13 protein-coding genes are annotated in these 15,908 nt (G+C 68.9%); 5 read left to right on the plus strand and 8 right to left on the minus strand.

The annotated features are described in order from the left end of the window. Positions 1-370: 370 nt before the first annotated feature. Both ACFOOL_RS08880 and ACFOOL_RS08885 read left to right on the plus strand, forming a co-directional pair. Positions 371-799, plus strand: a complete 429-nt coding sequence (locus tag ACFOOL_RS08880; protein WP_380096606.1) for a TadE/TadG family type IV pilus assembly protein — start codon at positions 371-373, stop codon at positions 797-799. Next, complete coding sequence (locus ACFOOL_RS08885) at positions 796-2,439, plus strand: TadG family pilus assembly protein (protein ID WP_380096607.1); 1,644 nt, start codon at positions 796-798, stop codon at positions 2,437-2,439. Before ACFOOL_RS08880 ends, ACFOOL_RS08885 begins: the two co-directional genes overlap by 4 nt. A gap of 128 nt (positions 2,440-2,567) precedes the next feature. Here the strand turns inward: ACFOOL_RS08885 and ACFOOL_RS08890 are convergent, their stop codons facing one another. The 8 genes from ACFOOL_RS08890 to ACFOOL_RS08925 form a co-directional block, all read right to left on the minus strand. Then, positions 2,568-3,290 carry a copper homeostasis protein CutC gene (locus ACFOOL_RS08890; RefSeq protein ID WP_380096608.1) on the minus strand — a complete coding sequence of 241 codons (723 nt, stop codon included), beginning with the start codon at positions 3,288-3,290 and terminating at the stop codon, positions 2,568-2,570. Next, positions 3,287-4,201: an ROK family protein gene (locus tag ACFOOL_RS08895; protein ID WP_380096609.1), complete on the minus strand. Its 915-nt coding sequence runs from the start codon at positions 4,199-4,201 to the stop codon at positions 3,287-3,289. Before ACFOOL_RS08895 ends, ACFOOL_RS08890 begins: the two co-directional genes overlap by 4 nt. 71 nt (positions 4,202-4,272) lie before the next feature. Then, positions 4,273-5,121: a sugar phosphate isomerase/epimerase family protein gene (locus ACFOOL_RS08900; protein WP_380096610.1), complete on the minus strand. Its 849-nt coding sequence runs from the start codon at positions 5,119-5,121 to the stop codon at positions 4,273-4,275. A gap of 86 nt (positions 5,122-5,207) precedes the next feature. Next, entirely contained in the window at positions 5,208-6,614 is a 1,407-nt protein-coding gene (locus ACFOOL_RS08905; RefSeq protein WP_380096611.1) for a CehA/McbA family metallohydrolase, read from the minus strand. A gap of 160 nt (positions 6,615-6,774) precedes the next feature. Further along, a complete protein-coding gene (locus ACFOOL_RS08910) occupies positions 6,775-7,878 on the minus strand; it encodes an ABC transporter ATP-binding protein (RefSeq protein ID WP_380096612.1) in 1,104 nt (367 codons plus the stop codon). A 4-nt stretch (positions 7,879-7,882) separates the two neighbouring features. Then, the gene (locus ACFOOL_RS08915; protein WP_380096613.1) at positions 7,883-8,713 is read right to left on the minus strand and encodes a carbohydrate ABC transporter permease; all 831 of its coding nucleotides are present in this window, start codon (positions 8,711-8,713) and stop codon (positions 7,883-7,885) included. A gap of 10 nt (positions 8,714-8,723) precedes the next feature. Continuing rightward, the gene (locus ACFOOL_RS08920; RefSeq protein ID WP_380096614.1) at positions 8,724-9,671 is read right to left on the minus strand and encodes a carbohydrate ABC transporter permease; all 948 of its coding nucleotides are present in this window, start codon (positions 9,669-9,671) and stop codon (positions 8,724-8,726) included. 246 nt (positions 9,672-9,917) lie between these two features. Then, the gene (locus ACFOOL_RS08925) at positions 9,918-11,261 is read right to left on the minus strand and encodes an extracellular solute-binding protein (protein ID WP_380096615.1); all 1,344 of its coding nucleotides are present in this window, start codon (positions 11,259-11,261) and stop codon (positions 9,918-9,920) included. Positions 11,262-11,617: 356 nt separating this feature from the next. Between ACFOOL_RS08925 and ACFOOL_RS08930 the strand changes: the two genes are divergently transcribed. The 3 genes from ACFOOL_RS08930 to ACFOOL_RS08940 are packed head-to-tail and all read left to right on the plus strand — an operon-like array spanning position 11,618 to position 15,620. Then, a complete protein-coding gene (locus ACFOOL_RS08930) occupies positions 11,618-12,613 on the plus strand; it encodes a LacI family DNA-binding transcriptional regulator (RefSeq protein ID WP_380096618.1) in 996 nt (331 codons plus the stop codon). Between the two features lie 11 nt (positions 12,614-12,624). Beyond that, positions 12,625-14,556: a DUF5054 domain-containing protein gene (locus tag ACFOOL_RS08935; RefSeq protein ID WP_380096616.1), complete on the plus strand. Its 1,932-nt coding sequence runs from the start codon at positions 12,625-12,627 to the stop codon at positions 14,554-14,556. A gap of 50 nt (positions 14,557-14,606) precedes the next feature. Beyond that, positions 14,607-15,620 carry a LacI family DNA-binding transcriptional regulator gene (locus tag ACFOOL_RS08940; protein ID WP_380096617.1) on the plus strand — a complete coding sequence of 338 codons (1,014 nt, stop codon included), beginning with the start codon at positions 14,607-14,609 and terminating at the stop codon, positions 15,618-15,620. Positions 15,621-15,908: the final 288 nt, after the last annotated feature.

Here is a 15,908-nt window from a genome sequence, read left to right on the forward strand (position 1 = left end):
GTTCCAAAGCTGATCCACGGTTGCTTGACCCGAGGGCCGCTATCCACGTGCAGGAAACCGGGTTTCGGGGCTCCCAAGCCGGCCCTCGGGTCGAGCCCGAGGGCAGCAAAGTGCTTGTGTGGGCAACAAAAATCAATCCAGGAAGGTCCAAGGGGGAGGCAGCGACCGCCGCCGCTGCCGTCAAAACCTGAAAGCCTCTATCGCGTTTCGCCGGGCGCCGCATGCACCTTTTCCCCGGGCCGCCCCGTCTTTTCCCGGATCGGGGCGATGCCGATGGGGCTGGGCATTTCTACCCAGCACCGCCTTTACCGGCTCGCCATGGTCCGGCGCGATGCTGGAGCGGACCCAATGTCCGTCGCTGGAGGCCAGAATGGTCCTGCGCAGCCTCGGCCCCCTGCGCGATACGCGCGGCACGGCCGCCATCGAATTCGCCATCCTCACGCCGGTCTTCCTGCTGATGCTGACCGGGATGATGGCCTATGGCATCTATTTCGGCGCCGCCCACGCCATGCAGCAACTGGCCGCCGATGCCGCCCGCACCGCCATTGCCGGCCGCAACCAGGACGAGCGCGACCGGCTGGTGGAAGCCTATCTCGCCCGCAATGCCGCCGCCTATATGCTGATCGATCCGGATCGGCTCGATCATGTCATCGGCGATCATCCCGGCGACGCCAATCAATATGTCGTGGAACTGCGCTACGACGCCTCCCACCTGCCCATCTGGAATCTCTATCCGCCCCTGCCGCTGCCGGGCCGGCAGATCGTCTCGGGCGCTTCCATCCGGCGGGGCGGGATATGACCGGGCGCCGCTTCCTTGGCGACGAGCGCGGCAATATCGCCGTGCTGTTCGCCTGCGGCTTCGCTCTCTCGGCCATCGTATCGGCATTGGCGGTGGATGCCGCCGCGCTCTATCACGAGCGGCGCATGATGCAGGCCGGGGTGGACCTCGCAGCCATTTCGGCGGCCGCCGATCCCGCCCGGGCCGCCGAGATCGCCCGGTCCGTGCTGTCCGGAGCCCGGCTCCTCCCCCCGGACGGCACGGACGGGCTGACCGTCATCACCGGCCGTTACGACGAGACGCTGCCCGAAATCGGCAGCCGCTTCCAGCCCGGCGCGGTGGCGCCCAATGCGGTGCAAGTGTCCCTCGAGCGTCCGGGCAGGCTCTATTTCGCCGCCAGCTTCACCGGCGCGCCCACCATCGGCGTTTCGGGCATTGCCGCGGCCACGCCCGAAATCGCCTTTTCGGTCGGCTCGCGGCTGGCCGGCCTCGAGGGCGGCATGGTCAATGCGCTGCTCTCGACCCTGCTGGGCACGACGCTGGAGCTGAGCGTCATGGACCATGCGGCGCTGGCCGCGGCGGAAATCGGGGTGCTGGACTTCCTCGACGCGCTGGCGCCGCGGATGGGGGTGAGCGTCGCCAGCTATGACGAATTGCTGGCCATGGAGGCCAATGCCGGCACCGTCGCCGGCGCGCTGGCCGAATTGCTGACCGGCCCGGCACGGAGCGCGCTCGAGCGGGTGGCGGGCGCCGGGCCGGGCAGCCCGGTGGCGCTGGGCAAGCTGTTCTCGCTGGGGCGGCTGGGCGGCCTGGCGCCGGGCGAGGCCGGGCCCGTAGCCGGGCTTTCGGTGTCGGCGCTGGACCTGCTCGGCGCTGCCGCCGCGCTTGCCGATGGCCGGCGCCAGGCCGCCCTCGCCCTCGGGGCTTCGGTGCCGGGCCTCGCCACGCTCAAGCTGGACCTGGCGGTGGGCGAGCCGCCCCAGGGCGGCCAGTGGTTCGCCAGCGGCCCCGCCGGCACGGTGGTGCGCACCGTCCAGACGCGGCTGCGGCTCGAAGCCGGCTTGCTGGGCGGCCCGGTGCTGCTGGGCGCCGGCGTGCGGCTGCCGCTCTGGCTCGATCTGGCCCATGCCGAGGCGCGGGTGACCGAGGCCGCCTGTCCGTCCGCCGCCGCCCCCAATGGCAGCGCCACGCTGGACGTGCGGCCCGGCGCGCTGCGCTTCGCCTTGGGGGAAATGAGTGCGGCGGCGCTGCACGATTTCGGCACGCCGCCCCCGGTCGCCTCCGTGGCGCTGGTCGATGCGCTGCTGCTCAAGGTCACCGGATCGGCCTTGGTCGAACTGGCCCGGACCGCGCCGGCGACGCTGCATTTCTCCTCCGCCGAGATCGGCGCCGGCCGGGTCAAGACCGCCCGCACCACCACGCCCATCGCCTCGCTTGCCGGCTCGCTGCTGGACCGGCTGGACCTGACGGTGCGGGTGCTGGGCCTGGGGCTGTCGCCGCCCCACCTCGTCGAGCGGGCGGTCCGCGACCTGCTGGCCCCGCTTGCCCCCATCCTCGATGCGACCATCGAGACGGCCCTTTCCGTCCTCGGCCTGGGAATCGGCGAGGCCGACCTGCGCGTCCACGGCGTGCGCTGCACCGCGCCCGTGCTCGTGGGATAGAGCCTTCCACATTGTAACGAAAGCGGCGACCAGCACCCCCTCCCCCACGAGGGGGAAGTGTCCGTTTAGGACTCCTGGCGCAATTTATCCCCCACCGGGCGGCACAGCGTTTGTGCGGACAACGGCGATCAAACGAGCTGCCGTATTGCCGCTTTCAGCGCCGCCACCTTGGCAGCGCTGGTGGTCCGCCGTGCCGGGCTGGCGAAGCCCAGATGCCGCGCCGCCGGGCCCGAGGGAGAGGCCGGTTCGGAGCAGGAGCCGTGCACGGCGCCGAGCGGTAGCTGCGCCAGCAGGGCCGGCGCGGTCCGCTCGGTGATGCCGGCCCCGGCCATGACGGTCAGCCGGCCCCGGGCGCGGCGATGGGCCAGCGCCAGTTGCGCCATGCCTTCGGGCGCGGTGCGCGCCTGTCCCGAGCTCAATATGGTGTCGAACCCCAGGGCGATCGCCGCGTCCACCGCCGCCGCCATGTCGGGCACCAGGTCGATGGCGCGGTGCAGGGTGCGTTTCAGGCCCGTTGCCGCCGCGCACAGGACGCCCAGCGTTTCCAGGTCGAGCCGCCCGTCGGCGTGGCTGGCGCCCAGCACCACGCCCTCGAGCCCGGCGGCCCTGGCGGCGGCGATGTCGCCGAGCATGGCGTCGATATCGCCGGCGTCGAAGACGAAATCGCCGGGGCGCGGGCGGATCATGGCCCGCGCCGGAATGCCGGCTCCGGCGGCCAGCGCCATCAGCCCCGGGGCAGGGGTCAGCCCGCCCAGCTCCAGCGCCGCGCACACTTCCACCCGGTCGGCGCCGCCGGCGATGGCCGCGGCGAGCCCGGCCGCGTCGTCGATGCAGATCTCCAGCAGCGTCATCCAAAACCCTCCGACAGCGCCAGATGGGCGGCGCCCAGCAGCCCGGCATCGACCGTCAATTGCGCCGGCACCAGCAGGGGCCGGTCGAGCCGGCGCAGGATGCGCCCGCGCACGGCCCGGTCGAGCCGCTCGACCAGCGCGTGGCTGTTGCCCAGCCCGCCCCCGACCGGCACGATATCGGGCCCTGCGACATTGACCACCAGCGCCAGCGGCTGCGAAACCAGCTCGAGGTAAAGCCCGATGGTCCTTGCCGCCGCCGTGCCGCCCGCCTCCCAGTCCGCGATGATTGCGGTGCTGGCCGCCTCGCCGCCATGCAGGTGCCGGTGCAGCCGTTCGAGCCCGCGCGCCCCACCCACCGTGTCGACGCACCCCGCCAGCCCGCAGCCGCAGGGAAAATGCGGCAGTTCATGGGGCGCGGCCTCGAGCCTGGTGGCCAGTATGGTGCCATGGCCCCATTCCCCGGCCAGTCCGCCGGCGCCGCGGAACAGCCTGCCCTCCACCACCAGCCCGCCGCCCACGCCGGTGCCCAATATGGCGCCGAACACCACGCGGTGTCCGCGGCCGGCCCCGGCCCGGGCCTCGGCCAGCACGAAGCAGTCGGCATCATTGGCGACCAGCACCGGGCGGCCGAGCCGGGCCGACAGGTCCTCGCCCAGCTTGCGGCCGTCGATGCAGGGGATATTGGCGACGGTGGCGCGGCCGGTTTGCGGGTCGATCACCCCGGTGACGGAAATGGCCACCGGCGCTCCCGCCGGGGCGCCGCCTCGGGCGACCAGCTCCGCGATCGCGGCGGCGAAGGCGTCGAAATCCGCCCGCGGGGTCGGCACCCGCCCCAGCGGCGCGACCCGGTCCGGGCCGCTGGCCAGCGCGCCCTTGATCGTGGTGCCGCCAATGTCGAAACAGGTGATCATCCGGCCCTCCCCTTGGCGCATTTAACCCATCGCCGGGGCAGGGGGAAGGCGGCGCGGCCCGTTCCGGGCGCTCACAGGCCTCGGAGAAACGCCAGATTGCGGGTGGCGAGCTGGAGCGGGGTCTCCGCCGCATGGTCGGCCACGTCCTGCTCCACCACCACGGGGCCGGCAAACCCTCGTGCGCGCAGCAGATCCATCACCGCCCCGATGTCCACCGCCCCGTCGGGCAGCGGGCACATCACCCCGGCGCCATAGGATTGGGCCACGCTCAATTCGCCCGCCAGCACGCGGGCGCGCACGGCCGGATCGACGTTTTTGAGGTGCATATAGGCGATGCGGGGGAAGATTTTTTCCATATAGGCCAGCGGGTCCTGGTCCCAGAAGGCGTGGTGGCCGGTATCGAAGCACAGATCGATCGCGGTTTGCGCAAGCAGGCGGTCGATCTGGGCCTCCTTTTCCACCGCGGTACCGATATGGGGGTGGAAGCTGAGCTTGAGGCCGTATTCGGTCTCGACCAGCTTCTGCGCGTCGCGCACCATGGCGACCAGGCCCTGCCAGCCCGCCTCGTCCAGAACGCCCTCGCGCCCGGCGGGATAGAAATTGCTCTCGTCCATGATGACCAGGTGCCCGGCGCCCAGCGAGACCAGCAGGGCGGCAAGCTCGCGCAGCGTTTCGAGCAGGACGGGCGCCGAGCCGGCATCGCCCAGCGTGTGCACATGGGTGGCGCCGACCAAGGCGAGGCCGCGCCGGGCCAGTTCGTCCTTGAGCAGGGCGGCGTCCTTGGGGAAATAGCCGAACGGCCCCAATTCGGTGCCGCGATAGCCGGCCGCGGCCACTTCGTCCAGATATTGCTCCCAGCCATAGCGATTGCCGCTGGGATAGGCGATGCCCCAGGAACAGGGCGCATTAGCGATGAGCATGAGGCACTCCTTCTGTTCCCCTCCCCCCACCCTCATTCCCTCCCCTCAAGGGGAAGGGAGACGATGGAGCCGGAGGCTCGGGGAAATCATTGCTGATCTACATAGATCGGATTGCCCAGCGCCCGGCGGATGGGCTGGGTGGCGAGGTCGATATTTTTGAGTTGCCAGGGCAGCTCCCGCCCCCCCAGCGCAGCGGTGAATTCGGCGATGAGCCGGTCGCGGCTGGCGCGGGCGACGATTTCGGCGCGGACGAATTTTTGCGGGGCGGCCAGCGCGATCCGCTCCCGCCAGTCCGCCTCGCCGATCTCGCGCTCGGCGATGGTGCCGGTGGCGTCCACCAGCACCAGCAGGTCGCCCGCCGCGCCGCGCACATGCAGGTCGACCTGCGAAAGCTCCGATACCGTGCCGCCCATCGCCGTGCCGCCGGCGCCGATCTCCAGATGCGGGCCGGTGGGGCTTTCGGTGACATAGCCATGGCCCGCCTTCATCGCCGCCAGCACCGCCGCCTCGCTCAATTCGGGCAGATAGAGCACCGTGGTGGGCCGCGCCAGCACCAGCGGCCCCTCCGGCTGCAGGGTTTCGGGCTGGTGGAAATCCGAGCCGCCGATGGCTGCCAGCTTCATGCCGGCGGCCAGCCGCGCCTGCCAGCGCGCCAGCGACACCCAGTTCCAGGCCAGCCAGGTCGATTGCCAGACCTCCTGGCAGTCGGCGGCGGGGAAATCATAGTCCCAGGGAATGGTGGGCTTGTCGTGGTTGATCGAGAGCAGCCCGCCCTTTTCATGCACCAGCCGTTCCAGCACATGCGCATCTTGAGGCTTGGTCATGCGGAAATCGATCCACTCGTCGACGCCATAGACATTGGCGTGGCCCACCGCCGTCGTCACCTCCATGGCCCGCACGAAGACCAGGTCCGGCGAGGAATTGGGATGGAAATAGCGGCGCTGGGTGATGGTGTTGTGGTCGGCCACGGCGAGGAAGTCGAGCCCGGCCTGCACCGCCGCCGCGTGCAGCGTCTCGGGGGCGCCGCGCGCGTCCGAATGGAAGGTGTGGCAATGCAGGTCCCCCTTGTACCAGCCGGCGCCTTCCCGCGCCGGAAAGCTGCGGGCTGGAGGCGGCAGCACGGCGCGCGCGGCATCGTCGAGCGTGATGGTGAGGGTGATGTCGGCGCCGGCTGCGGGGATTTTATAGAGCCCCAGGATGACGTGCCAGGTGCCGGGCTGGATTTCGCCATGCACATAGCCGGGGGTGGCGTCGTCGGCGGCGATGAAGAAGGCGTCCCGCGCTCCCCCGCTCCAGCCGCGAAAGCCTTCGGCGGCGGGGTAGCCGGTGTCGCGCGGATCGAAGGCGCCCAGATCGATGACGCAGTCCTCGGCCTTGGCATAGGCGAGCGTGACGTCGAGGCGCGTGGTGCCGGGGGGCACCGCGAAGGGGATGTAGTAATAGGGATTGGCGGCCTGGTCGGCGCGGGTGAGATGAGCGTTGATCATGGTCATGGCCGCTGCGCTCGTTCTTGCGCCTCCCTCCCCCTTGAGGGGAGGGACTGAGGGTGGGGGTTCGGAAGGTTCGTTGGACCGCTGAGGCCGGAACCCCCACCCCTAACCCCTCCCCTCAAGGGGGAGGGGGAAGCGCCCTGCGCGAATCCGGCCAATTGCATCATTCCCCCGCCGCCGGGATGCGCAGGCCCTTGCCGTCGAACAGGTGCACGTGCCCGGGCGCAAAGCCCAGCGTCACCCGCTCGCCCAGCTCGAGATGGTCGTCGGTGAAGATGCGCGCCGTGACCCTGGCGCTTTCGCCCCGGTCGATGGTGACGAGGCTTTCGGGGCCCATATTCTCATTGGCGAACAACGGCGCGGTGATGGCATTGGCGGCGTCCGGGGCCACCACGGCCAGATGCTCGGGCCGCACGCCCAGCGTCAGCCCGCCGCCCGCCGCCAGCGCCGCGGCGATGGCCTCGGTCATGGGCAGACCCTCTATGGCCAGCCCCTTCGCGCGCAATTGCAGTTTTCCCTCCGCCTGCATGGCCTCGACCGCCACCAGGTTCATCGGCGGATTGCCGACGAAATTGGCGACAAAGGTGGTGGCCGGGCGGCGATAGATCTCGATGGGCGAGGCATATTGCACGATGCTGCCATGGTCCATCACCGCGATGCGGGTGGCCAGCGCCATGGCCTCGGCCTGGTCGTGGGTGACGTAAACGGCGGTCATGCCCATGTCGCGCTGCAAATGGTTGAGGAAGCCGCGCGCCTCGAGCCGCAATTTGGCGTCGAGATTGGAGAGCGGCTCGTCGAACAGATAGACCTTGGCCGGATAGACCAGGGCCCGGGCCAGCGAGGTGCGCTGCTGCTGGCCGCCGGAGATCTGGCTGGGCAGGCGGTCCATGAGATGGCCGATCTTGAGCACGTCGGCCACCTCCCGCGCCCGGGCGTGGCGCTTTTCGAGCGCTTCGCCGCGCACCTTGAGCGGATAGGCGATGTTGTCGGCCAGGTTCATGTGCGGATAGAGCGCATAGTCCTGGAACACCATGGCGATGTTGCGGTCCTTGGGGTGCAGGTGCCCCACCTCCTCGCCGCCGATGCGGATCTTGCCGGCGGTGGGGGTTTCCAGCCCCGCGATCATGCGCAGCGAGGTGGTCTTGCCGCAGCCCGAGGGGCCGAGCAGGCACACGAACTCCCCGTCGCCGATATCGAAGCTGACATCGCCGACGGCGGTGAAGTCGCCGAAGCGCTTGGTGACGTTCTCGAATTCTACAGATGCCATGAGACTAAGCCTTGATGCCGCCGAAGAAGCGGAAGCCGAACTTCCAGCTAACGAAGAGATAAAGCGCCACGACGGGCAGCGAATAGATGAGCGCATAGGCCGCCAGGAGCGTCACCACCGGGGTGCCGGCCTCCGAATAGAACGAATAGATGGCGACCGAGGCCGGCATGTTCTGGCTGGAGCGCAGCAGGATGAAGGGGATGAGGAAGCTCCCCCAGATATTGACGAAGCTCCACACCACGATGACCACGATGCCGGGCCGGATCACCGGCAGGGCGACGTCGAAAAACGCCTGCACCGGCGAGGCGCCCGCCACCATGGCGCTTTCCTCGTAGGATTTGGGAATGCCGTCGATGAAATCGCGCAGGATGAACATGGCGGTGGGCAGCAGCCCCCCGGCAAAGGTCAGGATCACCGCGATATGGGTGTCCATCAGCCCGGCCGAGGAGATGATGAGGAAGATCGGCACCATGGCCGCCGAGCCCGACACCACCGAGGAGAACAGCAGCAGGATATAGGTGACCGCGCCCTTGCCCGGGATGGAGGAGCGCGACAGCGCATAGGCGGCCAGCGTCGCCGCCGCCCCCACCAGGATGACGCCGCCCGCCGCCTGGATGAAGCTGTTCCAGAGCGCCTGCATGGCGAAGGAATTGCCGAACACGGTCATGAAATTGCCCAGCGTCCAGGGATCGGGGACGGCCAGGCCCAGCTCGGCCCGCGCGTTGAAGGGCGCGAACACGAACCAGAGCAGCGGCAGGGCGAAGGCGATGCCGATCAGCGCGGCCAGCGCCGAGAAGGCGATGCGGCCGAACAGGGCGGGGAAGGTGAGCTTCATGGCCTCGTCCTCAGGTCCGTGGCGCCGTTTTCTTGCGGCCTATGCTCAGATAGACCAGCGCGAAGGCCAGGTTGATCAGCATCATGATGACGGCGACGGCGGCGCCCTTGCCGAACTGGAAGTCCTGGAAGGCGACGCGGTAATTGTAGATCGACACCAGTTCCGTGCGGTAGCTGGGCCCGCCATTGGTCAGCAGGAACGGGGTGAAGGTGTTGAAGGTCCACATGGTGATGAGGATGAGGTCGGTGACGATATGGCCCCGGATCAGCGGCAGGCCGATATCGCGGAATTTCTGCCAGGAGGAGGCCCCGGCCACGTCCGCTGCCTGGAAATAGCTGGGCGGGATGGAGGAGAAGGCCGAGTTGAACAGCATCATCGAGAAGGCGGCGCCGCGCCAGGTGTTGAACACCACGATGACCCAGAAGGGCTGCTGCAAGAGGAAATCGCCCTCGGGCAGGCCGATGCTGGTGAGCAGCATGTTGAGCGTGCCGGCGTCGCGGTCGAGAAAGGCGAACCAGGCGAAGCCGATCACCACTTCGGGCAGGATCCAGGCGGCGATGACGAAGGTTTCGGTGATGCGCTTGATCCAGGGCGGCACGGTCTGGATCAGCCAGGCCAGCAGCAGCCCCAGCAGCGCCTGCCCGACCAGGGCCGAGGCCAGGACGAACTGCGTGGTCAGGATCAGCGAGAAGCCGAACTGGCCGCGCTGGAAGAAGGTCGCCGGGTCGAACAGCGACAGGTAATTGGCCAGCCCGACGAATTCGGGATTGAGCGCGGTGCGCCCCAGCAGCGTGCGGTTGGTGAAGGAGACGAAGATCACCCAGAAGAACGGCACGATGACGAAGATCGAGACCAGCAGCCCCGCCGGGGTCAGGAAAGTGGCGCCCGCCCGGTTGGAGAGCAGCGCGAAATTGCGGACCCTGCGCTTGGGGCTGGTGGCCAGAGGTTCGGTGGTCATGGGTGATTTTGCTCCAGTTCAGCTACGGATCAAGCCGCGAGCCCGGCTCCTTCGCCTCCCTCCCCCTTGAGGGGAGGGAATGAGGGTGGGGGTTCGGGATTGTCCGGGAATCCGAACGGTTCATCGAGAAAATCGATAGTGCGGAACCCCCACCCCATTCCCCTCAAGGGGAGGGGAATGGGAGCGGCGGCGCGCCTGGATGAACCGCAACCCGGCGCCCTTGCGGGCACCGGGCGGGCAGGGAGGCTAGAGGCTGACCGTGTTCTCTTCGCCCACGATGGAGACCACCGCCGCCTTGTACTGGGCCATGGCCTCTTCCGGCGAGAGCTCGCCCGAGACCACCGCTTCGGTCATGCGCTGGATTTCCTGGCTGACCGCATTGTAGTTGGCGTCGTTGGGACGGGCCGTGGTCAGGGGCAGCAGCGCCTGGCTGGTCTCGGTCAGGAAGGGCGAATCCGGGATCGGCACGTCCGAGCGCGAGCGGATGCCCGGCTGGTAGTCCTGGAAGGCGGTCATCTGTTCCTGGCTCATCATGAAGGAGAGGAACTTCCAGGCTTCCTGGGGATGCTCGGTATTGGGGTTGATCACATAGCCGGTGCCGCCCGAGATGGAGACGAAGTCCTGGCCGTTCCAGCCGGCGCCCGGCTCCTGGGCCGGCATCTTCTTCCAGCTCATGACCTCGTCGCGGTCGGCCACCTCGAATTCGGCGCCCGGCGCGGTGACCGAGCGGTAGAACCAGTCGCCCTCCACCAGCATGGCGGTCTTGCCGTCGCGGAAATTGGCGAAGGAGCGGTTGCGGCCGTCCGCCAGCATCTGGGCGCGCTGGTCGCCCAGCGCCTCGTCGACATAGATGGTCTTGTAGAGCTCGAGCGTGTCGAGAATGCCCGGGCTGGAGACGATATATTTGCCGTCCGCGTCGGTGACGGCCTCGCCCGTGCCCAGCAGCGCCATCCAGTAGCCCTGCATGGTGGTGGCTTCGCCCATGGCGACGCCGGCATTGAGCTGCAGCGGGAATTCGACGCCCGCTTCCTTGAGCTTGCGGGCGGCGTCGAGCAGGTCGGTCCAGGAGGAGGGCTGCCAGCCATCGGCGTCGATGCCGGCCTCGTCCAGCAGGTCGGAACGCACGAAGACCATGCGCACGTCGGTGCCCAGGCCCACGCCGTAGGTCTCGCCCTCATAGGAGAGGATGGAACGGATGCCCGGCGAGATGTGGTCCCAGCCTTCCCAGTTGGCGTAGTCCTCGCCGATCAGCTCGTCGAGCGACTTGAGCAGGCCGCCTTCGGCGAAGGAGGGGATGAGGAAGCCGTCGAAGCCCGAAATGTCGGGGCCGGCGCCGGTGGAGAAGTCGAGCGCCAGCTGCTGGGTGAGCTGGGCGTCTTCGCCGCCGAACTGGTTGAGGGTGACGTTGATGTCCGGATTGGCGGCCTCAAAGGCCGGGATCACGCTTTCTTCGATCCACTCGGCGGTGGCGCTGTTGACGCCGCCGATGACGCAGCGGCAGGTGATGTCCAGATCAACGGCAAAGGCCGGGATCGCCATGGCGGTGGCGCCGGCAAGACCAAGCGCAAGACTGCGCAGACGATTGCTCATCGCAATTCCTCCCAAATGGTGGCGCCGAATTCTCCGGCAGCCTGTGTTGGCCTGCGGCGGGATCGTCCCGGAGCCGACAGGCCGAGCCAGAATGAACACGTTTTCATGGTTCGTCAATGCGGAGAATTCGCCGACGACCGCGGCGGCCGTCCGGCCGCCCTCGCCCAATGCCAGTTCCATGCGACGTTGCGATGACATCCCGGCCGCTCATTCCACCCCTGGCCCGGCGCAGCCGCCTTGACAGCGGGCGGCGCAGGGGCCAGAGAATGAACACGTTTTCATCCGCTCGGGATGACATTGAGGAGCAGCGCGTGAGCGAGACCGATCGAGCCCCGCACGGCCGGGCCACCGCGGAAATGGTCGCCGCCCGCGCCAATGTCTCGCGCGTCGCCGTTTCGCGCGCCTTCAACCCGCATGCCTCGCTCAAGCCCGAAAAGCGCGAGCTCATCCTGCGCATCGCCCAGGAGCTCAACTACACGCCCGACCGGGCGGCCCGGGCGCTGGTCAGCGGCCGTTCCCATCTGGTGGGCGTCATCGTCCCGGACGTGTGCAGCCATTGGGAAAGCCAGGAGATCGACGCCCTCACCACCGCCTTGCAGAACCAGGGCTTCGCCACCCTGCTGTTCAAGACCCGCACCGATTATTCCATGGACGAGAAGCTGCTCTCCTATATGCGCGGCTTCAATCCCGATTCGGTCATCGCCTTCGTCGAGAACGTCAAGCCGGCGACCCTGGCGCGCTTTCTCGACCGGGCCGTGCCCATCTATGTGAACTATCCCCAGACCGACGAGGACGCCGAGCCGCCCGGCGCGCCGCTTTACGACCGGCTCAACATCCTGCAGCGCGACGGCATCGACCAGGCGGTGGCGCTGCTCGAGGGGTTCGGGGCGCGGCGCATCGCCTATGTGTCGGGGCTGGAGCGGTCCCGCGCCGATGGCGCGCGCGAGCGTACGCTGCGCCGCGTCATGGCCGATCGCGGGCTCGAGCCGCCGGCGGTGGTGCGCGGCGATTTCAGCTATGAGGCCGCCTATCAGGCCACCATCGACCTGTTCCGCGTGGGCAAGGGGGCCGATGCGGTCTTTGCCGCCAACGATGTGGGCGCCTTCGGCGTCATCGATGCGCTGCGGCACGAGCTGGGCCTGCGCGTGCCCGAGGACGTCAAGGTGGTGGGGTTCGACGACATCGCCCAGTCGCACTGGAAAAGCTACAACCTCACCACGGTGAAATTCGACCTCGACGCGCGCGTGCGGGCGCTGGTCCGCCTCATCCTCAGGCGCCTCGAGGATCCCGGCGCCCCGCGCTTCGAGGAAACGCTCAACACCAGGCTCGTCGTGCGCGGCACGGTGGGCTGACCGGAATTTCCATGACCAGACAGATCCACCTCGTCTTCAAGACCCATCTCGATATCGGGTTCACCGATCACGCCGCCCGGGTGCGGGCGCAATATCACGACCAGTTCATTCCCCAGGCCATCGCCACCGGCGAGCATTTCTTCGCCGAAAATCCCGAGGAGCCGGCCTTTGTCTGGACCACCGGGGCCTGGCTGATCTGGGACCATCTGCATAGCCAGGACCCCGCGCGGGTGCGGCGGCTCGAACGCGCCATCGAGCGCGGGCTGATCACCTGGCACGCCCTGCCCTACACCACCCATACCGAATTGATGTCGCCGGCCCTGTTCCGGGCGGGCCTGTCCTATGCGCAGGAGCTCGACCGGCGCTTCGGCCGCGCCACCATCGCCGCCAAGATGACCGACGTGCCCGGCCATACGCTGGGCATGGTGACGCTGCTGGCCGGGGCGGGGGTGAAATTCCTCCATCTGGGGGTCAATACCGCCAGCCCCGTCCCCGACGTGCCGCCGATCTTTCGCTGGCGCGCCCCCGGCGGCGCGGAAGTGGTGGTGATGTACCAGAATTCCTACGGCGCCACCGATTTCCCCGCCGGCGAGGATATCGGGCTCAGCTTCGCCCATACCAATGACAATATCGGCCCGCAAAGCGTCGCCCAGACGGTGGAGGCGCTGCGCCATCTGCGCCACGAAGCGCCCGATGCCCGCATCCGCGCCTCGAGCCTGGATGCCTTCGGGGCCGAGATGTGGGCGCGGCGCGCCGCTTTTCCCGTCATCGACGAGGAGATCGGCGATAGCTGGATCCACGGCGCCGCCACCGATCCGCACAAGCTCGCCCGCTTCCGCGCCCTGCAACGGCTCTATGATGGCTGGGACGGTGACCCCACCCCCGAACGCCTCGCTTTCGGGCGGGAGCTGGCCATGGTGGCCGAGCATACCTGGGGCGTCGACATCAAGACCTATCTGCGCGACGAGAGCGCCTGGGACCGCGCCGATTTCGAGCGCGCCCGCGCCGCCGATTACCGCTTCGCCTATGCCGAGCGGTCCTGGGCCGAGCAGCGCGCCTATATCGACGCCGCCATCGCCCGGCTCGGGGAGCGGGACCGTGCCGCAGCCGAGGCCGTCCTGCCGCCCGTCCCCGTCCCGGCCGCCCCCGCTCCCGGCACCGAACTGCGCGCTGGCGGCTGGGCGGCATCGCTCTCGCCCCGGACCGGCGCCATCGTCTCCCTCGCCGCCCCCGACGGCACCGTCCTCGCCGGCGGGGCGGAGGGGCTGTTCGCCTATGAGCACGAGAGCTACGACCACGCCGCCCTCCAAACCCATCTCGACACCTATCTGGTACACCGGCAGGAATGGGCCGTGCTCGATCACGACAAGCCGGGCCTCGCCCGGGCCCGCACCGCCCGCGCCGCCCGTTTCGTGCCGCGCCATCTGGGCATTGCGGACCGCACCGGCATCGCCGGACTGCCCGCCGGCGCCCATGCGGATCTGGGCGCCCCCGCCCGGGCCGAACTGGCTATAAGCGCCCTCGACGCGCAGCGGCTGGAAATCTCCCTGATCCTCCGCGATAAACCCGCCAACCGCATGCCCGAGGCCGGTTTCCTGCGCTTCACGCCGGCGGGCGCCACCGATTGGCAGTTGGCCAAGCTGGGGCTCTGGCATCGGGGCGGCGCCATGGTGCGGCGCGGCGGCGGGCAATTGCAGGCCGTCGAGGCGGTGGCCGCCGCCATCGGCGATTTGCCGCTCCGGCTCGACCTGCTCGATGCGGCGCTGGTGGCGCCCGCCGGCGCGCCCTTCCTGCCCTTCCAGCCCGAGCGTCCCGATTTCGGCCCGGGTCTGCGGGTCAATCTCTACAACAACAAATGGGGCACCAATTTCCCCATGTGGTGGGAGGGGGATGCCCGGTTCCGCTTCGTCCTCGCCCTCGGCGCCGCCGCCGCCCGCACTTGACGCGGCGTCGTTTCGCTCCATTAATCGCCAGCCTTCGTCAGGGGCGGCAGATGAGCGAATCCAGATCGCGGAGTTTCGTCAGCGCGCAGATGGTCGCCGATCGGGCGGGCGTCTCGCGCTCGGCCGTGTCGCGCACCTTCACCCATGGGGCCAGCGTTTCCGAGGCCACCCGCCGCAAGGTGCTGGAGGCGGCCGGGGCGCTGGGCTATCACGTCAACCATCTGGCGCGGGGCCTGCGCGAGCGCAGCAATATCGTCTGCCTCGTGGTCGCCGACATGACCACGCCGATCCGCGCCCGCATGGTCGAGGTGCTGACCCGCAAGCTGCAGGCCGCCGGCAAGATCACCATGGTGATCAACACCGAGACGGAAACCGAAAGCGTCGATTCGGCGCTGCGCCAGACCCTCAACTACCGGGCCGACGCCACGGTGGTGCTGTCGGGCACGCCGCCGGCCTCGCTCATCGAGACGTGCCTGGCCAATGGCCAGCAGGTCATCCTCATCAATCGCGACGAAGACCTGCGCGGCAGCAGCAATCTGGGCGTCGACAACGCCATGGCCGGGCGCGAGGCGCTGTTCCTGCTGCGCCGGGCCGGGTGCCGGCGGCTGGGCCTCGTCACCTCCAATGCGCGCACGGCGAGCCTGGTCGAGCGCGAGCGGGTCTTCGTCGAGGCCGCCCGCGCCGCGGGCCTGCCGGTCGCCGTCACCGAGGCCGGCCCCACCCATTACGCCTCCGGCCGGGACGCGGCGCGGCGGGTGTTCGGGCGCTCGCAGGCGCCCGACGGGGTGTTCTGCGTCACCGACCTTTTGGCGCTGGGCTTCATGGACGTGGCGCGGCACGAATTCGGCCTCGCCATCCCGCGCGACCTGTGCGTGGTGGGGTTCGACGACATCGAGCAGGCGGGCTGGGATTCCTACCGGCTCACCACCTTCTCCCAGCCGCTCGACGCCATGGCCGACGAAGTGGTGGACCTGCTGCTGCGCCCCGCGCCGGGCAGCGCCCAGCGCCGCATCATCGAGCCCGTCCCTGTCTGGCGCCACTCGGTGCGCCCCGGCCCGGTTTAGAGCCTTTCACTGTCAAGTGGATCAGCGCCTTCTTGCTCCCCTCCCCCTTGAGGGGAGGGGTCGGGGGTGGGGGTCCTTCGGTGCTCCGCCAAACCCACCCCCTCCCCAACCCTCCCCTCAAGGGGGAGGGAGCGCTGGTCGTCGATTCCGTCAAAACATGAAAGCCTCTAGAACCCGGTCCACGCCGCCCAATCGCCCACCCGGCCCATCCCCCACCGTCACCACCCGACTTGTTGTTCGGCCCTGATACATAGCTGACAGATGTTCGGGGACATGCCTGACACTTTT

The organism is Devosia honganensis (assembly GCF_042648785.1).
GTDB classification, from domain to species: Bacteria; Pseudomonadota; Alphaproteobacteria; order Rhizobiales; family Devosiaceae; genus Devosia; species Devosia honganensis.